Here is a 21,178-nt window from a genome sequence, read left to right on the forward strand (position 1 = left end):
CTACATCTTTTAATGCGTGTTTATAATTTCCTTAACAGTAACCCATAATGGTGTTCCCCGAAGTCTAGCCTCTTAACCAGTTGGTATCTCTCAAAGGTTCTTAGGTAATCCTCCTCGCTCATCCTGATCCAGGGAGGAGGCCCTAGACCTATGTAATTCTTCTTCCAGTCGTAGATGGCTATGTAACCTCCTTGCCTCAGAACCCTGTTAACCTCAGCCTTAGCCCTCTCCCTATCGAAGTCGTGGAATGAGTTTGCCATGAAAACCAGGTCGAAGCTTGAGTCGTCGAAGGGTAACTCCTCAGCTAAGGCCCTCATTGCCTTAACCCTACCCCCGAACTTGGACTTAACCAACTCCACGTTAGCCTCATTGGCGTCTACGCAGTACAGCTCTAAGACGTACCTTAGGAGCGGTTCGCAGTAGAAGCCATCCCCACACCCAAGGTTCATCCCCCTGCCTAGGCTAAGCCCCTCAAGGAGCCTATCCACAACATCAGGGGAATTCACCATACCCCTATGTAGGAACCTCCTCATTCCATAGCTCACTTAACAACGTCAATTTAAATCTTCTCCCACCCCTCAGGGCTTTGGAGAACGTCCACAACTTGGGTTGGCTTATCAATGTACAAATGTTTATATATTGGTTGAGTCAGGGTGATGTTATATGGGTATTGTTACTGAGAAGCTTGAGGGTTCCGAGGAGATTACCGGTAAGGGTGGTGTTAAGTTCATTATTAGGGAGTTCGACATGGGTGACCTTGAGGATGTGGTTAGGATTAATAGGGCTGTCCTACCTGAGAACTACCCATCCTACTTCTTCGTGGAGCACCACTTGAACTTCCCCAAGGCATTCATAGTGGCTAAGGTTAATGGTGAGACCGCGGGCTACGTGATGAGTAGGGTTGAGTTCGGCTGGTCAAACATAAGGAGGGGTAGCATAGTTAGGAAGGGGCACATAGTGTCCATCGGTGTCCTACCCCAGTATAGGAGGATTGGCATAGGGTACAACCTAATGGTCAGGTCCATGAGGGCCCTTAAGCACTTCTACAGGGCCAGTGAGGTTTACCTTGAGGTTAGGGTCTCCAATAAACCAGCCATAAGCCTATACGAGAAGTTAGGCTACAGGGTGGTTGACGTGGTTAAGGGCTATTACCATGACGGCGAGGACGCCTACATAATGGCCACATCCCTGGATAACTACTAGCCCTATTAATTCATCAATTTTACTTAAACCCTGGGTTAACGAATTCCCGTGGCTCATGTATCTCGGCATACGTGAACACGCCGTTTAGGTATGTTGCAACGTAGACCTTACCAACACCGCACCCATTGTAGTTAACGGTGAACGGTATTATTAAAATGGCCCTATCCATCCCTCCCCTCCTCAACTCCTGTTCAATAGAATCAACCAGGGCCCTTAAGGCTGGGGCGTAGTTGACTTGGTTAAACTCAGCAACCTTACCCACCACGGCCACCCTATCGCCACTACCTGGGTGCACTAGGGCTACTTCACGCCCACTTATGACTGGTGTGTAGCCTGGGTTGGGTAGGTTTAGGTAATCCATGAGCTTGGCCATGGGTATCCTACTCAGTATGAAGTATGCGGCATAGCTGGTGCAGCATTGGCATAGTGGTGTTGTGCACTTACCGTTAAGGAACTCCCTCAGTGAATCAATGCAACCCAGTAAACCACCGCTTATCATGAAGTCGAGGAGTTGCATCGTGTAGTTGACCTCATCCCTCCTCCTAAGCCCAAGCTGCCTAAGTGAGTCTGGGTCACCCGGCCTATACTTGGATAATAGGCCCCTTAGGGCGCAGTTACCCTGGGCAAGCTTCATCATTAGGCTAGCGCATTCACTAAGCATCCCCATCCTATACAACTCCCCAATCCTAAGGGCATCATCGGTGAACTCACCGTTGTTGACTAGGTTAAGGGCCTGTAGCGTGGGTCCGATAACCCTCACGTTCGTCTCACTCAACCCCCTCTCCCTAAGGTAGTTAACCAAGGTCTCCTTAACACTCCTAGACTTAGCCGTGGAGGCGTAGGCTAATGTATCCAGGATCCTAACCAACGGAACCCTAATGTACCAGGAGTTCCTGATGCAGTCAACGTCAGTGGCCATCTTCCTAACGTAGGCCAGGGCATCATCAATACTCCTAAACGTCACCTTCTCGCCCTCAGCAACCACGGTAACCTCGCCATTGGCTACAAGCAGCTCAATCTTAATCACACTTAGTCAACGTTACTTAAGTTAAAATAGGTTTCAGACAAAATTACGCCCCCTAAATAAACCACTCCCTAAACCTTACCACGTTATCTGGATCGTAGGCTGGTATAACCACCTTACTCACATTCTTCAGGTATTCGTATGCGTTTAGGCATTCGTAAATGTCCTCGGCTATGCCTATGGGTATGTTCTCCTGCAGGTTCCTCATGGTGAAGGCTGCGTCTGTGAGACTGATGACACCTTCTCTAGTGTGCATTATAATGGCCATTGAGCTCCTGTGGTGGCAACCAGTCCACTTCACATCCACCCCATCAACCACCTTATCCTCATCGTTAAGCAGGATTATCCTACCCCAAGCCTCCTCGAAGAGGTAATCCCTAACGTACCTGGGTAGGTAAACGTCCCTGTTGAGGAATGGTGATGGCCTTGGGTTAACCACATCCTCAAACCAACCCCTCCTTGAGAAGTATATTTTAGCCCTCTTGAATAGGTCTAGGCCACCAACCGTGTAGTCTTGGACTGGCGTTATGACTACGTGGGCTACGTCATCTGGGGTTAGGTTAAGTCTCCTAAGCACGTTCTCAATCCTCTCACTATCCTGAACCGTGAACCTACACCTATCACTACCCGCCCACTCCCTGAGGAACCTGTTCCTTAGCGTTAAGTCCCTTACTAGGCCAGTGCCCACTAGGACGTAGCCATCGTCGGTGTCTATTATCAGTGAGTAGAAGCTTAACCTAACCCACTTATCAAAGTCCCTCATCCAGTAAACCTCGGCGCCCGGGACCTCACCGTGATCCCCAACCTTAGCTAACCAAAACCTCCTAATCATGGTCAACCACCCTGAGGTGTTATGACGAACCTACCCAATACCCTACCCTCCCTCAACCTGTTCAACGCCTCATTAACTGCATCCTCATCAAGCGGTATCCTCTCTACGTACGACTTAATGCCATGGTCCCTAATGAAGCGGACCATCTCCTCCATTTCACTTATACTGCCGTAATTGCTCCCGATCACGGTGAATTGCCACGCAACAGTGTCGAAGACCGGTATTGGGTAGTCCCTACCCTCCATCCCAACCAGGATCACCGCGCCCCCAGGTTCAAGTAGTGGTATTGCCTTGGCTGAATCCCCGTTACCCACGAAGTCTAGGATCACTGAAGCCCCCTCTGGGCTAAGCTTCTTAACCATGTCCCCCAGTTCACCTGGGTGTACTGCGTAATGGGCTCCCAGTTCCTCGGCCCATTTAAGTTTCTCATCGCTCCTGGACACGGCTACTATGGTTACGTAGGGGGTCATGTGCCTTAGGTATTGTATGGCGTATGACGCTAAGCCACCAACCCCATACACCACTACTGTTGAACCCGGGTGTAGGTATGGCATGGCCTTCTTAACTGCTGAGTATGATGTCAACCCGGCATCGGCTAATGGCGCCGCCTCCACAGGATCAATATCTATCTTAACCAAGTACCTGTAGTCGGGTACGTAGAGGTATTCAGCGTACCCACCGTAGTAGTTGGACTGCCCGGGTATGCTTTGATCCCTGCACTGCATGCATTTGTCAATCCTGCAGTACCTGCACCCCCAGTTAGCCCAGATGGCGTAAACCAGTACCCTATCACCCGGCTTAAACCCCTTAACCTTACCCCCAACACTCTCAACCACGCCTGCATTCTCATGACCAAGCACGAAGGGTAGCCTAAACCCCTCCCTCGGTTCCGTACCAGCCCATAGCCTTAAGTCCGTCCTACACATGCCCGCGCCAACCACCTTAATAAGCACAGCCTCATCATCACCAGGCTCCTTAACGTCAATGGTCTCCATCCTAAGGGGTTTACCGAACTCCCTGAGCACAAGGGCCCTAGCCTTCATTGAAGGCACCGGGTGTACTAGGATTATTCTAAATTTTAAAGTAATAAACCTAACAGGTTAGGTTAGCTCAATACCCATACCTCACGGGTGTACTTACCGGTGTTGGCATCCACCATGTACGAGTGGTATTCGCCATTCCTAAGCGGCGTGCAGTTGGGTAGGTTTACTGGCCTATAGTAGTCCACTATTGTTGAAGACGCGTACACGTTGATCCCATTGCCGCTGCACCAGTAAAGCCTGTAGTAATCATCACGGGCCTCATCCTTGCCATCATTGGCCTTAACGTAATAACTACCAACCACAAGTTGAACCTCACTTAACCGGCCATCCATGTACTTAACCATCAGTATCCCAAGGTTGGCCCCAGTTTTAACGTAACCAAGCAGCCACTTCAAATCCCCCACTGTAATACCATCACCCACCCTCCCAGCAAGAGCCAGGTTAGCTATGAATGTGTCGTTGTAGCTGGCACCATAACCGGGCCCTAGGTTAAGGTACCTAGCCAGGTCATCCCTCCTGAAGGAGCCGTTGTGAACCATGAAGACTTCGTGGCCAGTGTTGGTTGTTGAGTAGACAGGGTGGGTTGACGTTATGTTTTTCGGTGTTCCTGTGCTGGCAGCCCTGGCGTGAATCATCTCTATTAACGTACCCTGCCCCTCATGAGCGCCCATCAGTATCTTTGGGGATAGTGGGTCTAGGTATATTGGCTTAAGGCTCTTGAACATTAACGGTGAAGTCGGGTTACCGGTCACTAGCGATACAAAGCCCCACCCATCACTGTGGCTTGACTCGCCGTAAAGTCTCTCACCATATGGGTCATTTGACGCAGCCTTAATGAGGCCATTAACGACCCCCTCACGTACATTAAGGATGCTGGGCATCCCACCCAGTATAATAGCCATCCTGCACATAATACTCAGGCAAGCCTCATCAAGGCTCGGTATTAAAGATTTAGCCGTGGTTCACCTGCCCTTCAGGTAGTTGAGGAGCCCACCCTTAAGCAGTATCTCCAGCGCCACCCCTGTTATCGGCTTGGCCTTAATCACCCTTGAGTCGTTTACCGTTATTTCACCTGTATCCACAACCACACGCACCTTATCATTCTCATTAACCAGTCTACTAACCCCAGGCACCACCAGGACCGGTAGGCCATTGTTAATTGCGTTCCTGTAGAATATCCTGGCGAAGGACTCCGCTAACACAGCCTTAACCCCAGCAGCCTTTAACGCTATGGCAGCCTGCTCCCTGCTCGACCCCATCCCAAAGGCCCTCCCGGCAACTAATACTACACCATCCTTAGCCTTCTCGTAGAAGTTAGGGTCCAGGGGCTCCATGGCGTGCTTACCAAGTATAGCCGGGTCCGTGTAGACAAGGTACTTGGCCGGTATTATGACGTCCGTGTCTATGTTATCCCCAACCTTAATGACCCTGCCCTCCACCACCAATTGAGGCATAGTAACCCACAGCCACTAATGATTATTAAGTTTAACTTATTAATCAACCCTTATGATTAAGCAATTTGTAATTTAACCAAGGCACTCCTCCACCACGCCCCTATTCACTGGTAGTCCAAGCCTTGCGAGGTTTACCACACCCCGTTAACTTGAGCTTATGGTACTACGGCTATGTTTTTAATAACTCCAGTTACATCGAAATGAGTATGGAGCCCTTAGCGGACTCAAAAAGATCCTTTGGCTCCCGGATAGCAATGCCGTTCATCAGCTCCTCATCATTGACATTAAAGCCCTGCATTGCCACCTTACATGCAACAATCCTCACGCCAGCGTTCATAGCATCAGTAATCATTTTCCTAGTTGCCTCGCTTAGCTTCTCAAAAACAGACCTCTTGGCTAGCACCACTGAATACAGCACCAGGTAAACGATTACCTCATACCCCTGTGAGGATGCGATAAATGCGAGCCCTAATGCAGCTTAAACACGGTCCTCCTCAGATGGCGGCATTGTAATGAAGAGTATCACCCTGCCCTTACTCATCCCAGGCTACATGTATTTGCTATATCAATATTAGTTATTTACCCTTTATTGCACATTTTATGTGCAATGCCTTAATGCACCGTTAACATCTAAATCCTCTTAATGACCTCATCTGCGAATTCAGCCGTTGTGGCGTTACCGCCAAGGTCCGGTGTCAACTTGGCTCCACTGCTTAGTGTATCCAGCACTGCCTTCTCAATGGCGTTACCAGCGGTGGTGTATTTGCCATCACCCACCCTGCTGCCCCACCACTTAAGCATCCATGACGCGCACAGTATGGTTGCCGTTGGGTTGGCTATGCCCTTACCGGCTATGTCGAAGGCTGCGCCGTGGACTGGCTCAAACATTGCCTTTGAGTCACCCATGTTTGCCGATGGGGCTAACCCAATGCTGCCCGTCACGTATGCCGCTATATCGCTTAGTATGTCGCCGTAGAGGTTTGTCGTTAATATTACGTCGAAGTCCTGTGGCCTCCTAACCATATCCATAACCGCCGAGTCTATGTACATCTCATCAACCTTTACGTTGGGGTATCTTGAAGCCACCTCCCTGGCAACGCTCCTGAATAGGCCATCGGTCACGGTGAGTACGTTTGCCTTATGGACCACGGTCACCTTACCCCTCCTTGACTTAGCCAGTTCAAAGGCGACCTTAGCAATCCTTTCGCTCGCCCTCCTTGAAATAACCCTAAGCGCCACAGCCACGTCGCTGGTGACCATGTACTCGGCCCTAACGTAGACATCCTCCGTGTTCTCCCTAACTATAACCAGGTCAACGCCTTCCCTAAGCGCCTTAACACCTGGGTAAACCCTAGCTGGCCTAATGTTGGCGTAGAGGTCTAAACCCCTCCTAAGCTTAACAACAACCTCACCGGCGCTTTCGCCCACGGGGCCCTTCAGTATAGCGTCGGAAGCCTCAATGATGCCCCAGTACCTGCTCGGCATGGCTTCACCGTACCTGCTGAGCGCTGTGTCGCCGGCCTCAACCTCGGTGGGTTCAATTGCTAGGCCGTACTTAGCTGCGGCGGCCTTAAGTACCCTCAGGGCTGAGTCTACAACCTCAGGTCCAATGCCATCGCCCTTAATTACGGCTATCCTCACTGACCTCACCTTTAATCTCCGTTAGGGCTATCCTCTTAAAGTCCTCCCAGGTAATGTTAACCCCGGAGTCCCCAAGCTCCTTTATCCTGCGCAGCACCCTGGAAACCACCTCATCATTGGGCTCTATACCCAGCATCTTAAGTGCATACTCCACTGAGTGCCTACCGCTATGCTTACCTAACACTATCCTGCGGTTCATGCCAACCATGGATGGGTCAATGGGTTCGTATGTTAATGGGTTGCTTAGGATGCCGTGCACGTGTATACCGGATTCGTGGGAGAAGGCGTTGGCGCCTACTATAGCCTTGTTAGGTGGTACAGGTATATTAAATAGTTTAGACACGGCCTCAGACACATCCTTAATCCTCTCAAACCTAATCCTGGTTCTGTAGCCGAGTAGGAATCTTACAGCTGAGGCCACCTCCTCGAGGGCCGCATTCCCAGCCCTCTCCCCAACCCCATTTATAGTGCCATGTACCTGATCAGCCCCAGCCTCAACAGCGGCCACGCTGTTGGCGACCGCCATGCCGAAGTCGTCGTGGCAGTGGACACTGAGCAGGTAATTGCCCCTCACCCTACCTTTAATTAATTTAATTAACTGGGCCATTCTGCTTGGCCACATTACACCAACCGTGTCAGCAATGTCTAGCCTATCTGCCCCAGCATCAACGACGCTCTGGAATACTTTCACCAGGAATTCCAAGTCACTCCTGGTGGCATCCTCAGCGCTGAACTCCACGGTTAACCCATGGCTCTTAGCGTACTCTACAGCTGATACAGCGCTTTCAATAACCTGCTCTCTGTTCATCCTCAACTTATATTTCATGTGTATGTCGGATGTGGCTATGAATAGGTGGACGGCCTTAACGTCGGCGTCAATGGCTCTATCTATATCATGCCTAACAGACCTCGATAAAACTATGACCTCGGAGTCGGTCACCTCCCTACTTATCATCCTAACAGCCTTAAACTCACCCTCACTTACCGCAGGGTACCCGGCCTCTATTGAGTCCACGCCAAGGTCCTCAAGTTTCATTGCTATCAGTAACTTCTCCTCAGGCTTTAATGCAACGCCGGGCGTCTGCTCACCATCCCTTAGGGTGGTGTCCAGGAACCTAACGTACCTAACCCCCGTGCCGCCTGGGGTCACGGCTTGAGCAATCTAGACCACCCTAACAGCCCCGCCGGTCTAGGTATATAAGTTTTAAGCTTCGTGGAATTCAGTAAATAACTGTAGGTTGAATCAATAGAATTATTGGTATTCAACTGTTTAGCAGTGGCTATGCTGCATAGAATAGATAGCCTAAGGGTAATGCTTAAAAAGGGGTGTATAGGCTACTGCGGTTAATGAGGTGTCTTATTCTTTACGTACGATAAGGAGTGGGCCTCAGGGGCCCAATACTTAATCAAATGTAGAATAAGCAAAGAATCCGCGGGGGATTGGTATACAGACCCTATAAATAGGCTAAGGGGTGGTTATGGTGGTTAGGGCTGTTGATGTGCTGTCCGATGAGATTGTTAAAATGGGTATCGGTGAGATATTCGGCATACCTGGGGGTCAGATAATGCCACTGTTCGACGCCTTTTACGGCAAGGGCATTAAGATATTCCTCTTTAGGCATGAGCAGGGTGCCATACATGCGGCGGACGCATATGGTAGGGTAACTAGGAAGCCAGGTGTTGTCCTAGTTACCTCAGGGCCTGGTGCAACAAACCTCGCCACGGGCTTGGCCAACGCAATGATGGATTCATCACCCTTGGTCGCACTAACAGGGCAAGTCCCAACCTCAGTGTTTGGTAGGGATGCCTTCCAGGAGACGGACATAATAGGCTTATCAATACCCATAGCCAAGCACACCTTCATGGTTAAGAAACCCGAGGACCTAGTGCCCATGTTTAAGGCTGCCTACAGAATAGCCACCGATGGTAGGCCAGGTCCAGTTGTGGTGGATCTACCTAGGGATGTTCAGCTATCTGAGGTTAAGGAGGTGCGTGGTGAGGATTACGTAAAGGTCTCCTACAAGGGTATCCCTGAACCTGACCCTGGGCTTGTGGCCTATGCCGTTAAACTGCTCATGGAGGCTGAAAGGCCGGTGATGCTTGTCGGTGGTGGTGTATGCTGGAGCAACGCCACCGAGGAGGTGTTGGCTGTGGCTGAAACGCTGTGGATGCCTATAGTCACCACCCTACCCGGCAAGAACTGTGTGCCCAACAACCACCCACTGTTCATGGGGCCAGCTGGTATGCATGGGAGGGTTGAGGCTGACGCCGCAATAATGAACTCGGACCTTGTGCTTGCGGTGGGTACTAGGTTTAGTGACAGGACTGTGGGTGACTTTAGGGAGTTCCAGAGGGGGAGGAGGATAATTCACATTGACATTGATAAGAGTGAGATTGGTAAGAACGTTAAACCGAGCGTGGGCATTATTGGCGATGCGAAGGCTACCTTAAGGATGATGCTTGAGCTGCTGCCTAAGGCCGCCGTTAAGAATGAGCAATTCGTCAACTGGTTAAGGTCGATTAAGGAGGCCTACGAGAAGTTCAGGGAAACCAGCGATATGCCAGGCTTCGCCCCCTGGAGGGTGCTTAAGGTCATTAGGGAGGTTACGCCACCCCAGGCCATAGTGGCGACGGGTGTTGGCAGCCACCAAATGTGGAGTGAACTGCATTGGGACGTCTACGTGCCTGGAACCTTCATAACCAGCGCCGGCCTGGGGACAATGGGGTTCGGCATACCGGCAGCCCTGGGTGCTAAGGTGGCTAGGCCCAATGTCCCAGTCCTGGATATTGACGGTGACGGCTCGTTCCAAATGACGATGCAGAATCTAGCCCTAGTCAGGGAGTATAACTTACCCATAATAGTGGTTATCTTCGATAACTCAGCACTAATGCTTGTTAGGCATTGGCAAATGCTACTCTACGGTAGGAGGATAATAGCCGTTGACTTCCAGGCTAACCCAGACTTCATAAAGATAGGTGAGGCCTACGGCATAGATGGCGTCAGGCCAAGTAACTACGATGAATTGAGGAGTAGCGTGGCCAGGGCGATTAGGAATAATGAACCGTTGATAGTTGACGTAACCATTGATAGGGAGAGGGACCTGGTGCTGCCATGGGTTCAACCTGGGAAGTGGCTTAGTGAGGTGGTCCTACCTGAGGGGTTTAAGGTTAACCTAAGGTACGGTGATGCATGATGAACAGCTACAGGATAAACCTAACATTACTGAACATGGATGGTGGATTAGATCCACTGGTCAGGGCGCTCAACGTAGTGAGGAGGGGTAAGGTTAACGTTAAGGCCATAACAGTCTCGTTTAATAGGGATGCGGTAAATGTTGATATTTACGTCGAGGGCGTTGAGGATGAGGTTAACTGGGTTTGTAACAAGTTGAACAAGCTATATGACGTTGCTAATGTAAGCTACACGGCAAGTATAAGTATACCTAAGGCTCAGGCCCTGTTAATGGGTGAGAGGAATGGCTAAGATATACAGGGAGGGTGACGCAGACCTCTCAGAGTTAAGGGGTAAGGTAGTAGCCATCCTAGGCTACGGCATACAGGGTAGGTCATGGGCATTGAACATGAGGGATAGTGGGTTAAACGTAATAGTGGGGGTTAGGCCAGGCAAGAGCCTTGACCTGGCTAAGCAGGAAGGGTTTGAAACCCATGGCGTAGCCGAGGCCACGAGAATGGCTGATGTGGTTGCTGTTCTACTGCCAGATATGGTTCAACCTAAGGTTTGGGAGAGTGAAATAGGGCCTAACCTGAAGCCAGGTTCACTAGTTGTATTCGCGCATGGCTTCAACATAAGGTTTAACCTGATTAAGCCACCGAGCAACGTTGACGTAACCCTGGTTGCCCCTAAGGCACCAGGTAGGGCGGTTAGGGATGAGTACCTTAGGGGTTGGGGGGTCCCTGCATTAGTTGCAGTTCACCAGGACTATACGGGCAGGGCTCTTAAGAGGGCGTTGGCCGTGGCTAAGGCTAATGGCTTCACCAGGGTTGGTGTTATTGAAACCACTTTCGCCGAGGAGACCGAGACCGACTTAATAGGCGAGCAGACAGTCCTAGTTGGAGGCTTAATGGAGCTTATTAAGAAGGGTTTCGAAACAATGGTGGAGTTGGGTTACCAACCTGAGGTGGCATACTTCGAGGTCCTTAATGAGGCTAAGTTAATAATGGACCTAATATGGGAGAGGGGCATCTACGGGATGCTTAACGGGGTAAGTGAAACCGCAAGGTACGGTGGGTTAACCGTAGGCCCATACGTCCTTGATGATACGGTTAAGGAGAGGATGAGGAAGGCGGCAGAGAGGGTTAGGAATGGCGAATTCGCTAGAGAGTGGCTGAACGAGTATGAGGGTGGTATGAGGAATCTGAATAGGCTACTTAATGAGATTAAGAACCACAGGATTGAGGTTGTTGGCGAAGAGTTGAGGAGAATGATGAGGAGCGGCAAGTAGTGGCTATAGTTTTACATATAATTACTATTGAATTTTACAAAAGTTGATTCTCAGTAGAATAATAATCTTGGTAAAATTAATAAACCCTCATTAGGCGGCTGTGTTAAAGTGGTGGCTAATGGGTCTCACATTAACGGAAAAGATACTAAGTAGGGCCGCTGGGAGGCAAGTATCGCCCGGCAACGTTGCTGAGATAGGTGTTGACCTGGCGGCGTTCCACGATTTAACAGGTCATCACGTTGTTGAGGTTATGGAGAACATAGGGGTGGTTAAGGTTTGGGACCTTGATAGATTCATCATAGCCTTTGACCACTTGGCGCCGCCACCCAATGAGAGGGCTGCTGAGATTCAGGTTAAACTGAGGAGGTTCGCTAAATCAATAAATGTGAGGAACTTCCACGATGTTGGCGATGGTATACTCCACCAGCTGCTACTTGAAAGGTATGCCTTACCTGGCCAGGTTGTTATGGCCGCCGACAGTCACACAACCACGGTTGGGGCTATAGGTGCCTTTGCCCAGGGAATGGGGGCCAGCGACATGGCGGCAATATTAATCACAGGTAAGACATGGCTAATGGTCCCTGAACCATTCCTAATAAGGCTGGTTAACGAACCGTCACCAGGTGTTTACGGTAAGGATGTTGCATTGCATATACTCTCCGTTTTCAAGGCCGAAGGCCTTAACGGTAAGTCCGTTGAGTTCCAGGTGGAGAAACCCAAGGCATTCCCAATGGATTACAGGGCTACGGTGTCTAATATGGGTGTTGAGTTTGGGGCAGACGCAGCCATATTCATACCTGATGGGGAAACCTTGAATTACCTGAGGGGGAATAGGGGCATTGAGGCTAAGGCAATTGCCCCGGATCAGGATGCCAGGTATGTCGATAGCTACACCATTGAGCTTAATAAGCTTGAACCCCTGGTGGCGGCACCCCATAGCGTGGATAACGTTAAGTCCATTACCGAGGTTGAGGGCACTGAGGTCGACTACGTGTTCATAGGTTCATGCACAAACGGTAGGTTAAGTGACTTGGAGGTGGCGGCGAGGATACTTAAGAATGGTAAGGTTAAGGCCAGGTGCATAGCCATACCGGCTTCAAGGGACCTTTTCACGAAAGCCCTTGATGCGGGTTACGTAGATGTATTGACTAAGGCTGGGTGTGTGGTTACCTACGGTACATGTGGGCCGTGCCTAGGGGGCCACTTTGGTGTCATTGGCCCAGGTGAGGTGGCTGTCTCAACGGGTAGTAGGAATTTTAAGGGTAGGATGGGTTCCCCTGAGGGTAAGGTTTACCTAGCCAATGCAGCCACCGCAGCCGCCACGGCGCTTGAGGGTAAGTTAACTGACCCAAGGAAGTACCTACACTGATGCGTTAAACGCCATTAACCCTAATTAAAAAATCAACGCACCTATTGATTACTGGCTTCACCGCCCCCATTACCCCCAGCATGGGTCTCGCCGAGCCCCTGGGATGCCTGTCTCTTAGCCTCACTTTTGATTAAATCCAGCAGCGTGGTGAAGCGCCATTTCCAAATCCTGAATGCCTCCTTAACAAGACTAGGCATGTCCATGTTTCCGTAGTTCTCGATCCAAAACACGTACTTATCTTCATCCCAATCCACGGCCAGTGACCCACTACACGTCTCCTCGCAGGTCTTCCAATTATCGAATGAGCATTGCAGTGGGTCAGTTATAACGTACCCATCATCCCCTTTACTAATGCCCTTACAGAATTCTTCACACGCTGCGCACCTGTCATCCTTGGCATTGAGTAGTTGGACCTTGGGATAGTAGTAATATGATGCCAAGCATGCCTGCCACTTTGCATGATCCCTGGCCCTACCTAGCTTAGCGTACGCCTCAATAGATAGGACCTGCCCCTTACTCATCCTCAATATCAACGTGTCTGGGTACAGTGGCGCGAAGTCTGGGTCATCTGGGATCAGGTCCTTAGCGTACACGGACACAACCTGGTCACTGGCTTTAACACTTAACTGGTATCTAACCTGGCATAGACTTGGGTCAACCAGCTCCTCTTCACACTCCTCAATCTTAGGTAACTTACTTAGGTTAGTCTTGAGGGGTATCATGGATAACCTATGAGCAAGCACCTCATCGTACATCACCGTGGTGTTGTCTAGGATAATCACCCTGTCTATGGCTAACACAGGTACATCGGATATGAGCACCCTTCTAAGCGAGTTAACTAAACTTGGCTTAACACCCTCCACCGCGAATTTCAGGTAATCGTTACTGTACTGGAGAACCTTAACAGACACCACATGCCCCCACTGGGCAAGTATTTTATAAACCTTAATTAGCCATGTGCAATCACTGGCGGTGCCCTGTAGAATTCACTCACAGCACCCCCACGGCATGGTGGTAGTAACTGGTTTTGCTGAACTGGGAAAAATAAAAATTAAGCAAAGGCTACGGGAGCTTTGTGAACCTGGTTGATAGGTTTGTTGAGACTTTCCTGGCGATATATAGGGATTATAAGGGTAAGTGGGGTTTGATTGACATATACGCCTACAAAACCCTGGGCAGGTCTGTTAAGGCCTTTGCCTCACTCATAATGGGCATTAACGGCGAACCTAGGACCATTAACGCATACTTGCTCTCAAATGGCGAAGTTGCCATAATCTCTGACGTAACCCCAGTGTTCAGGGGGAGCTTTAAATGTGGGGGTCAGTTAGCCAAGCTTACCGTGGACATGTACCTACCCCAGGAGGAGTACACCCTATGCCTCGGTGCACGCATTAATGAGCTAGGCGACTTCTTCCTGGCCCTAACTGGTGATTACGGTGAGGAGAGGGTTGTGGTGTATGGTAAGGTTCCTAGGGAACACGTTAACTACGGTTCGTTGGTTCAGGTGTTGGGTGGTGTTAGGGGGTTCTTGGTTAAGGTTTATTCACCTGCTCATTAAAGACCGGTCTTATCAACTCAACCTCAACCTCATCCCCCTCATCATACCCCTCCCTGTTTTCAGGCACCACAAGTATCCCATTACCCTTAACCAGCGTGGTTAGGACGCCGCTACCTGTAAGGGCCAGCGGCTCAACGTACGTTTTACCATCCTCACCCACGTAAACCCTCACCCTAACGAAGGATCTCGTATTTATGGGTGTGGCAACCCTCCTGGTCAGTGTACCCTTAATCCTAGGTCTGGGTTCATCAACAGCCCCAATCATGTGGAGTAGTATTGGCCTAACCAGAACCTCGAAGCCTGTTAATGATGCCACTGGGAAGCCGCTCAACATGAATATTGGCTTACCATCCTTCACAGCTATGCTATTGGGTTTACCCGGCCTAATGGCTAGCCCATGGTTTATGTAATCTGGGTTCAACCCCCTAACCGCCTTAATTGTGTAGTCAATCTTACCCACAGATGCCCCACCCGTGGTTATTACGGCGTCATGGCTGTTAAGCATCTTAATGACAGCGTCCCTTATGGTTTGTTCATCATCGGGGAGCTTGAGGTAATCCACAGTACAGCCCATTTCCTTAAGCATCGATGTCAGTATAAACCTGGTGCTGTTTATCACCTTACCAGGTGGTAGGCCGTTCTTAGCGGCGTCCTCAACCTCAACCAACTCGTTGCCGGTGACCAGTAAGGCCACCCTTGGTTCATAAACCTTAACCTTAATGATACCCATGGACGCCAATACCCCTAAATCCCAAGGCTTAATCAATGTACCCCTCTTAAACACTAATTCACCAGCGGCAACATCCTCACCCACCCTAGACACGTTATCCATTGGGGCCACTGGCCTGTAAACCTCAACATAATCCCCCCTCCTACCCGTGTTCTCATACATCACCACAGCGTCGGCGCCAGGTGGTAGTGGAGCCCCTGTGGCTATCTCCACCGCCTCCCCCTGGCCAACTATGTACCTGCCTGGGTCATCACCCACCTGTAGGTACCCCTTAACCCTCAGTATTGCTGGGTTGGTTGGCGATGACCCGAATGTGTCTATGCTCCTCACGGCGTAGCCATCAACGGCCGACCTATTGAATGGTGGTACATTGACGCTTGAATACACGTCCTCCGCTAAATACCTTCCAACTGCATTCTCGAGGTTAACCTCAACTACGTTGGGTTCATGCCTAATGAACCTTAAGGCCTCATTCAAAACCTGGCCAACACCCTTAACCTCCTTAAACCCCCTACCGGTAACGTCCTCCACGGTTCCGTCGGTTGGCTGTGATTTAAAAATCCTTGGCTATTGGTGAGGTGAACATTGGGCTTGAACCTAGTTAGGCTGCTGATCTTGGCCTCTGCCCTCACTCAATGTTGAAGTCCGCGTACTCGCCCTTATACTCACTCCACTTAATATCCACATTACTCACCTCGGCAACGTTGATATTGCTTAGGGATTCTATGAAGGCCTTCACATTACCTTCCTCCCCCTCCACTATTATCGACACGGACCCATCCTCATTGTTCCTAGCAACACCGGTTAATCCAAGTGACTTCGCATTCCTCCTTATCAGTGGCCTGAAGCCAACCCCCTGAACCTTACCGGTGATCCTTATCTCAGCCCTAATCAACCTTGAGGTTCGCCTAACCCTTGCAACACCTTGAAGTATGTTTGATGCGACTGTTAATTTGGCGAGGAGTGACTTATCCTTAATGTACTTGGTTACGTAGTCTGGGACTAGTAATGATCCACCACCCCTCCTAACCACCTCACCTATCACTATAGGCTTTAACCCAGGTATCTTACTGAGTTCATTCACCAACTCATCGATGACCTTACCTGAGGCCACTATTGCTATTGCCCCATTTGTGCCTGCCGTTGCGTCGGCCATTATGTAGTTTGAGGCCGCGAATTCAGCCACCTCTGGGCTTATCAGTGGTATGCTACTTAGTCTAATATCCACCCTGGTGGTCTCCGCAAGCTCCTTAAAGACGAATATCCCTGGTCCACTGATGTCTATGGTGGCGGCCACGTGCTCATCGTCCTTGAAGCCGTGACCGAGTTCAGGTAAATGCCTGTATATCACCTTAGCCACATCAATGTTCGGTTTTGACATCCACCCAAGTACATCATCCTTAATGCGCTCAAGTTCATTAACACTCATGACCTCTTTCTCGAATTTATCGTAAAGATCCTCATCGACGTGAAGCCCCACGTAGGTGCCTATTATGCTTAGTTCACCGAAGGGCCTAGTCACAAGCACCTTAAACCCCTCCCTAATTGCGCTGTAGAACATGGGTGGTTCCTTATCCAACTCACCGGTTACGGTGGACCCTATTAGGAGGTAGCCCAATCCAGGCTGCTCTACATCATGGAACCTACCCCCAACCTCATTTATGTACCTCTTAACCTCGGCAAGCAGCCTATCACCGTATTCACCAGGTGCGTCGTAGACTGGGTAAAACTCAAGGTTCTTGTAGGTTCCCTTAGAGAATAGGTCGTTGAGGGCGTTGCTAAGCGCCACCGACACTTGTCTATATGATGCGATGTCGTCGGTTGGGTCAATGACCTGAATAGTATCGTTATTAACGAGTGTGTAGGAGTCGTTCTTAACCCTGGTCTTCACGAAGTCAAGGACGTAGATGCTGGCGTTGGGTTTAGTGCTCACTATGCTATGCCCTTTACCTATGGTTATCTTAACACCAGCCTTAGACAACTCCTCGTAAAGCTTAACCATTAGGTTGGCTAGGGAATCTGGGTCACCTGCATCACCCTGGAAAACCTCAGCCAGGATAACCAAGGTCTCTGGGCTAAAGGCGTTCACATCACTAATGGGAATCCTCAGCGGCTCTACACTAGTTATAACCCTCATCACCTCTGGCTCACTGCCCTTAAGCACCGCCACATCCTCACGGGGTGCAATATCAATGTTTAGGTTACTGATCCTCTTTCTCACAATGGCTAATGCGGGGTACAGGACGTTGTATAGGTCTACCTTAACGGAGCAGCCTAGGGCCAGTGACGTTAAGTTGACACCTATGGCTGCGTATTTACCCACATGCTTCAGGAATCTGCCTATCCTCTCCTCCTTACTCATAGATGTATTACTCATGGCCACGGGCATGATTAACCCCTTAGGTAATTTAAACCAATGATTAGGTGCATTTTATGCCCAATTGCATACATCTAAAAAGACGTTAAAATAGAGACTGAGGCTATGAGTAGTGCAGGTAATGTTGGCAATGCCTATGAAATTAATGTAAGTGGCATGAGTTGCCCAACCCCATTGAACATAGTGGCCAGGGAGTTAGTTAAGGTTCCAGTTGGTTCAAGAGTGATAATTAAGACTGATGACTACGTCTGCTACATGATGCTGCTTAGGTTCCTTAAGATATTGGGTGAATCCATTGAGAGGAATGAGGAGGGTGAAGGTAACACGTACATTATTGTTGCGGTTAGGGCCATCTAATGCATCACTTAAACCTTACTAAGAAGAACTTACTGTTCACCACTTCAGTACCCTTAATCGGTTCATTACTTATCAATGTGCCTATCACCGTAGGTTATGGATGAATCATTGGACCTTAGATACCTTGGTTTCACGCTAAGTGAGCCTAGCTTCCTAATGAAGTCGATTAAGCTCCACCCTCAAGATGGTTCTCATCACCATAGTAAAGCATTGGAGTCCCAACCCAGGTGAATATGAAGTCCTCCAGCCACCAATAAACACAAACGCCATAAATAATCATGAAAACCAAAACAGCTCCACAGCCCAGAGACCCTGCTAATTGATGAGGATGAGCTGAGGGAGAAGCTGGAAAAGGTGTAAGGAGTTACCTAGGTACAGTGAGGAAGAGAGGACTAGGAGGAAGTAGTATGGTAGGAGGAGTAGGTTGGCGAAGGAGACATCATTACAGGTGAATAAGGTGAGGGGTAGGGTCCAGGTGAGACTCTACATATACAGCGAAGATATTAATAATTCAGGAGACACAGGCCAGCATTAAGCCCGGTGGTGAGGGCCATTAGTTAATGGGCTAAGTGCCAAGCCATGTGTCATGGACTTAAAGCACGTCAATGTTTATCCAATCTTCAGCGATGAAGCACCACTACGCCGTACCATAAGTCTTTTAAGTTCAGTGCCGTTAAGTTGTTTGAGTTAGGTGGGGGAGTACACCGTAACCTTACCGAAAAGGATTATTGAGGAGGCTAGGAGACGGAATATTGACATTGAGGAGCTTATACTGGATGCGGTATCAATGATTCTGAGTGATGACCCTGAGGCTGTGATTGAGGCTAGGCTTGAAGCCGCCGAGAGGTACCTAAATGAGGCTAGGGATTACGTGAACAATAGTGGTGCAGTTCAAGCCAGTGAAAAAATGTATAAGGTTGTTGAGGAGTGCATAAAGGCCCTCGCCCAGGCATATAATATCGAGGAGTACGTTAAGGTGTCTGGAGAGGGTAGGTGGTGGGTTAGCCTAATCGGCAAGGCCGCCAGGAGACTGGCCGGCATCCTTAATGAGCCTAGGGTTGAGTTCGCATGGAGTGTAGCCTACGATTTACACGTCTGGGGTCTCCATGAGGCTAAGTACACAATTAATGACGTGAAGGGTGATTTAAACCATGCGCAGTGGCTATTGGAATTCACGAGAAGCGTTACTTTACGTAAAAGTGAGTAGTCCGCCTAAATACAACATATCACCGAGCGTTATTAGCCTTTCGATTCTCTAAGAACCACTAATATATATACACTATATAGTTATGTATTTCGAAGTATTGACCTATTTCACATATGTAATGAAATAATTTTTATTAAAATGATATTTACAATAAAAATGGTGATCTAGGTGGTAAGTAGGCAAAAGAAGATGGCCGTGGCCGTATTCTCCGGTAGTATAGATAGGTTAACTGGCTTAGCTATGCTTGTAACTGGTGCGGTGACTATGGGGTTTGAGGTGGAGTTATTCCTTCAGTTATGGGGTGCTTACGCTTTTAAGAAGGATGTACTGCAGAGGAACATGAACTTTAGTGAATTTCAAGACAAGGCGCCTGAAGTTGCTAAAAGATTACAAGAGTTAAAATTGCCTTCATGGTTTGAGTTGATTAGGGAGGCGAAGAAGTCAGGTAATTTGAAAATTTACGTATGCTCCACAGCTGCATCAATATGGGGTGCTAAGAGGGAGGATTTTGAGCTAGTTGATGACATAATAGGGGTTGGTGAGTGGGTTGAAAAGATGTCTGAGGCTGATATAACGCTCTTCGTTTAAGGTGATTAGCAATGAGTGAAGTAAAGGGTGAATTGGGGCCGGAGGAACTCAGAAGATTAAAGCCGAATAAGGTAGTGGATGCTAGGGGTACATCATGCCCAGGGCCATTACTTGCGGCTAAACAGGCCATAACAGAGGTACCCATAGGTGGTATACTGGAGGTTTTATCATCAGATCCTGGTACAAAGAGGGATCTACCAATTTGGGCAAGGAAGATGGGGCATGTTTTCCTGGGTGTTATTGAGGAACCTGGCTACTGGAGAATCTTCGTGAAGAGGATGAAGTAATATGTAGAAAGGCGATGAAATGAACCCTCAAATACTCATTTTTGCAACTAACATTATTTCAGACCCTGGTATTTGCTCGGCAGGACTAATGCACCTTAAGTATCCATCACAAACAACAATTATTAGGGTACCTTGCTCATCAATGATAAGGCCTGAGTGGATAGTACTGGCGCTTGAGAATGGGTTTGATGGTGTGTTCGTCGCCGCCGATGGTACGGATTGCCCATACTTAAAGGACTGCACCGAGAGGACCGCCAGGAGGGTTGAGGAGGCGCAGAAACTACTGAGTAGCAGGGGTATAGAACCCGAGAGGGTTAAGATGGCTGCGGTATGTTCCGTGTGCGGTGAGGCATTTGCCAGGTTAATTGAGGACTTCTACAATAGGCTTAGGGAATTAGGACCGGTAAAGGTGATGAAACAATGAGCTCGGGGGTATTTCAGAAAATCCTTGAGAAGGCTGAGGTGGCGCGTGAGCCGTTATACTACGATGCCGTGGTTATAGGCGGTGGTATAGCAGGTATGGAGACATCCCTAGACCTTGCTGATATGGGTTATAAGGTTCTATTAATTGAGAAGGAGCCTACAGTTGGCGGTAAAATGTTCCTGCTTAGTAAGGTCTTCCCAACACTCGACTGCGCAAGCTGCATATCAACGCCTAAAATGGCCGCTGTAGCTCATCACCCAAACATAGATCTGTGGACATACTCGGAGGTGAGGAGTATCAATATTAGGGAAAGGGGTGATTTTGAAATTGAGGTTTTGAGGAAGCCCAGGTTCGTTGATGAATCATTATGTACGGGATGCGGCACATGCGAGGAGGTTTGTCCTGTAACCGTACCTAAGGAATTTGATTACGGTTTAAGGGGTAGGAGGGCTGCCTACATACCGTTTGATACTGCGGTCCCTAAAAAGGCGGTCATAGATATTGACCACTGCATATTTTGCGGGCAATGTGAGAGAAAATGCCCGGCCAATGCTATAGACTTTACGCAAAGGCCTAAGATTTATAGGGTTAAGACCCATGCAATAATAATAGCTACAGGGT

Annotated in this window: 23 protein-coding genes and 1 pseudogene; 12 read left to right on the forward strand and 12 right to left on the reverse strand. The window is 49.1% G+C overall.

All coding sequences use genetic code 11. The annotated features are described in order from the left end of the window. Window positions 1-20: 20 nt before the first annotated feature. Window positions 21-533 carry a class I SAM-dependent methyltransferase gene (locus tag AAX04_RS01480; RefSeq protein WP_066793055.1) on the reverse strand — a complete coding sequence of 171 codons (513 nt, stop codon included), beginning with the start codon at window positions 531-533 and terminating at the stop codon, window positions 21-23. 130 nt (window positions 534-663) lie between these two features. On the opposite strand from AAX04_RS01480, the gene rimI reads away from it, so the two are divergent. After that, on the forward strand, window positions 664-1,203 hold the full coding sequence (rimI, locus tag AAX04_RS01485) for a ribosomal protein S18-alanine N-acetyltransferase (protein ID WP_066793057.1): 540 nt from the start codon (window positions 664-666) through the stop codon (window positions 1,201-1,203). A 19-nt stretch (window positions 1,204-1,222) separates the two neighbouring features. On the opposite strand, the gene AAX04_RS01490 is transcribed toward rimI, so the two are convergent. The 8 genes and pseudogenes from AAX04_RS01490 to AAX04_RS01525 form a co-directional block, all read right to left on the reverse strand. Continuing rightward, window positions 1,223-2,230 (reverse strand): hypothetical protein, encoded by a 1,008-nt coding sequence (locus AAX04_RS01490; RefSeq protein ID WP_066793058.1) that lies wholly within the window; start codon window positions 2,228-2,230, stop codon window positions 1,223-1,225. Between the two features lie 52 nt (window positions 2,231-2,282). Continuing rightward, window positions 2,283-3,059 (reverse strand): Zn-dependent hydrolase, encoded by a 777-nt coding sequence (locus AAX04_RS01495; RefSeq protein WP_066793059.1) that lies wholly within the window; start codon window positions 3,057-3,059, stop codon window positions 2,283-2,285. A gap of 2 nt (window positions 3,060-3,061) precedes the next feature. Next, window positions 3,062-4,102 carry an NAD(P)-dependent alcohol dehydrogenase gene (locus AAX04_RS01500; protein WP_066793060.1) on the reverse strand — a complete coding sequence of 347 codons (1,041 nt, stop codon included), beginning with the start codon at window positions 4,100-4,102 and terminating at the stop codon, window positions 3,062-3,064. A 62-nt stretch (window positions 4,103-4,164) separates the two neighbouring features. Further along, a complete protein-coding gene (locus tag AAX04_RS01505) occupies window positions 4,165-5,013 on the reverse strand; it encodes a class II glutamine amidotransferase (RefSeq protein WP_066793061.1) in 849 nt (282 codons plus the stop codon). 51 nt (window positions 5,014-5,064) lie between these two features. Then, entirely contained in the window at window positions 5,065-5,547 is a 483-nt protein-coding gene (locus AAX04_RS01510) for a 3-isopropylmalate dehydratase small subunit (protein ID WP_066793102.1), read from the reverse strand. A 199-nt stretch (window positions 5,548-5,746) separates the two neighbouring features. Next, window positions 5,747-6,019 (reverse strand): annotated as a pseudogene (locus AAX04_RS12325) (DsrE/DsrF/DrsH-like family protein); the annotation flags it as partial. A 167-nt stretch (window positions 6,020-6,186) separates the two neighbouring features. Next, window positions 6,187-7,197, reverse strand: coding sequence for an isocitrate/isopropylmalate dehydrogenase family protein (locus AAX04_RS01520; RefSeq protein WP_084761137.1), 1,011 nt, complete (start codon window positions 7,195-7,197; stop codon window positions 6,187-6,189). Beyond that, window positions 7,178-8,347, reverse strand: coding sequence for a 2-isopropylmalate synthase (locus tag AAX04_RS01525; RefSeq protein ID WP_084761134.1), 1,170 nt, complete (start codon window positions 8,345-8,347; stop codon window positions 7,178-7,180). Before AAX04_RS01525 ends, AAX04_RS01520 begins: the two co-directional genes overlap by 20 nt. Before the next feature lie 328 nt (window positions 8,348-8,675). On the opposite strand from AAX04_RS01525, the gene ilvB reads away from it, so the two are divergent. From ilvB to AAX04_RS01545, 4 genes are all read left to right on the forward strand, one after another. Beyond that, window positions 8,676-10,391 carry a biosynthetic-type acetolactate synthase large subunit gene (ilvB, locus tag AAX04_RS01530; RefSeq protein ID WP_066793104.1) on the forward strand — a complete coding sequence of 572 codons (1,716 nt, stop codon included), beginning with the start codon at window positions 8,676-8,678 and terminating at the stop codon, window positions 10,389-10,391. Beyond that, a complete protein-coding gene (locus AAX04_RS01535) occupies window positions 10,391-10,681 on the forward strand; it encodes an ACT domain-containing protein (protein ID WP_066793106.1) in 291 nt (96 codons plus the stop codon). The genes ilvB and AAX04_RS01535 overlap by 1 nt, the downstream gene beginning before the upstream one ends. Continuing rightward, window positions 10,674-11,660, forward strand: a complete 987-nt coding sequence (gene ilvC, locus AAX04_RS01540) for a ketol-acid reductoisomerase (RefSeq protein ID WP_066793065.1) — start codon at window positions 10,674-10,676, stop codon at window positions 11,658-11,660. The genes AAX04_RS01535 and ilvC overlap by 8 nt, the downstream gene beginning before the upstream one ends. A 118-nt stretch (window positions 11,661-11,778) precedes the next feature. Further along, on the forward strand, window positions 11,779-13,029 hold the full coding sequence (locus AAX04_RS01545; protein WP_066793108.1) for a 3-isopropylmalate dehydratase large subunit: 1,251 nt from the start codon (window positions 11,779-11,781) through the stop codon (window positions 13,027-13,029). A gap of 41 nt (window positions 13,030-13,070) precedes the next feature. On the opposite strand, the gene AAX04_RS01550 is transcribed toward AAX04_RS01545, so the two are convergent. Beyond that, on the reverse strand, window positions 13,071-13,940 hold the full coding sequence (locus tag AAX04_RS01550) for a DNA-directed RNA polymerase subunit D (RefSeq protein ID WP_369818398.1): 870 nt from the start codon (window positions 13,938-13,940) through the stop codon (window positions 13,071-13,073). 164 nt (window positions 13,941-14,104) lie between these two features. Between AAX04_RS01550 and AAX04_RS01555 the strand changes: the two genes are divergently transcribed. Next, entirely contained in the window at window positions 14,105-14,587 is a 483-nt protein-coding gene (locus AAX04_RS01555) for a hypothetical protein (RefSeq protein ID WP_066793069.1), read from the forward strand. Here the strand turns inward: AAX04_RS01555 and glp are convergent. Then, a complete protein-coding gene (gene glp / locus AAX04_RS01560; protein ID WP_066793072.1) occupies window positions 14,562-15,848 on the reverse strand; it encodes a gephyrin-like molybdotransferase Glp in 1,287 nt (428 codons plus the stop codon). The two genes, AAX04_RS01555 and glp, sit on opposite strands and share 26 nt — an antisense overlap. Before the next feature lie 97 nt (window positions 15,849-15,945). After that, on the reverse strand, window positions 15,946-17,694 hold the full coding sequence (locus AAX04_RS01565) for a SelD-related putative sulfur metabolism protein (protein WP_238377755.1): 1,749 nt from the start codon (window positions 17,692-17,694) through the stop codon (window positions 15,946-15,948). Between the two features lie 105 nt (window positions 17,695-17,799). Here AAX04_RS01565 and AAX04_RS01570 point away from each other — a divergent pair, with 105 nt between their 5' ends. The 6 genes from AAX04_RS01570 to AAX04_RS01595 all read left to right on the forward strand — a co-directional run. After that, a complete protein-coding gene (locus tag AAX04_RS01570; RefSeq protein ID WP_066793076.1) occupies window positions 17,800-18,051 on the forward strand; it encodes a sulfurtransferase TusA family protein in 252 nt (83 codons plus the stop codon). A gap of 691 nt (window positions 18,052-18,742) precedes the next feature. Then, window positions 18,743-19,258: a PaREP1 family protein gene (locus AAX04_RS01575; RefSeq protein ID WP_066793078.1), complete on the forward strand. Its 516-nt coding sequence runs from the start codon at window positions 18,743-18,745 to the stop codon at window positions 19,256-19,258. 168 nt (window positions 19,259-19,426) lie between these two features. Further along, complete coding sequence (locus tag AAX04_RS01580; protein ID WP_238377756.1) at window positions 19,427-19,846, forward strand: DsrE family protein; 420 nt, start codon at window positions 19,427-19,429, stop codon at window positions 19,844-19,846. An 11-nt stretch (window positions 19,847-19,857) separates the two neighbouring features. Then, window positions 19,858-20,133 carry a sulfurtransferase TusA family protein gene (locus tag AAX04_RS01585; protein WP_066793080.1) on the forward strand — a complete coding sequence of 92 codons (276 nt, stop codon included), beginning with the start codon at window positions 19,858-19,860 and terminating at the stop codon, window positions 20,131-20,133. Window positions 20,134-20,152: 19 nt separating this feature from the next. After that, on the forward strand, window positions 20,153-20,557 hold the full coding sequence (locus AAX04_RS01590; protein ID WP_066793082.1) for a hydrogenase iron-sulfur subunit: 405 nt from the start codon (window positions 20,153-20,155) through the stop codon (window positions 20,555-20,557). Next, window positions 20,554-21,178: DUF362 domain-containing protein (locus tag AAX04_RS01595; RefSeq protein ID WP_156519638.1), on the forward strand; the 625-nt coding region annotated here is incomplete at its 3' end. The genes AAX04_RS01590 and AAX04_RS01595, both read left to right, overlap by 4 nt.

The organism is Caldivirga sp. MU80, assembly GCF_001663375.1.
GTDB lineage: Archaea > Thermoproteota > Thermoprotei > Thermoproteales > Thermocladiaceae > Caldivirga.

Bases quoted from the DNA above. Each gene is read 5' to 3' on its own strand.
- AAX04_RS01480 (WP_066793055.1), bottom strand. From the start codon at position 533: ATGAGGAGGTTCCTACATAGGGGTATGGTGAATTCCCCTGATGTTGTG.
- rimI (WP_066793057.1), top strand. From the start codon at position 664: ATGGGTATTGTTACTGAGAAGCTTGAGGGTTCCGAGGAGATTACCGGT.
- AAX04_RS01495 (WP_066793059.1), bottom strand. From the start codon at position 3,059: ATGATTAGGAGGTTTTGGTTAGCTAAGGTTGGGGATCACGGTGAGGTC.
- AAX04_RS01500 (WP_066793060.1), bottom strand. From the start codon at position 4,102: ATGAAGGCTAGGGCCCTTGTGCTCAGGGAGTTCGGTAAACCCCTTAGG.
- AAX04_RS01505 (WP_066793061.1), bottom strand. From the start codon at position 5,013: ATGTGCAGGATGGCTATTATACTGGGTGGGATGCCCAGCATCCTTAAT.
- ilvB (WP_066793104.1), top strand. From the start codon at position 8,676: ATGGTGGTTAGGGCTGTTGATGTGCTGTCCGATGAGATTGTTAAAATG.
- AAX04_RS01535 (WP_066793106.1), top strand. From the start codon at position 10,391: ATGAACAGCTACAGGATAAACCTAACATTACTGAACATGGATGGTGGA.
- ilvC (WP_066793065.1), top strand. From the start codon at position 10,674: ATGGCTAAGATATACAGGGAGGGTGACGCAGACCTCTCAGAGTTAAGG.
- AAX04_RS01545 (WP_066793108.1), top strand. From the start codon at position 11,779: ATGGGTCTCACATTAACGGAAAAGATACTAAGTAGGGCCGCTGGGAGG.
- AAX04_RS01565 (WP_238377755.1), bottom strand. From the start codon at position 17,694: ATGAGTAATACATCTATGAGTAAGGAGGAGAGGATAGGCAGATTCCTG.
- AAX04_RS01570 (WP_066793076.1), top strand. From the start codon at position 17,800: ATGAGTAGTGCAGGTAATGTTGGCAATGCCTATGAAATTAATGTAAGT.
- AAX04_RS01585 (WP_066793080.1), top strand. From the start codon at position 19,858: ATGAGTGAAGTAAAGGGTGAATTGGGGCCGGAGGAACTCAGAAGATTA.
- AAX04_RS01590 (WP_066793082.1), top strand. From the start codon at position 20,153: ATGAACCCTCAAATACTCATTTTTGCAACTAACATTATTTCAGACCCT.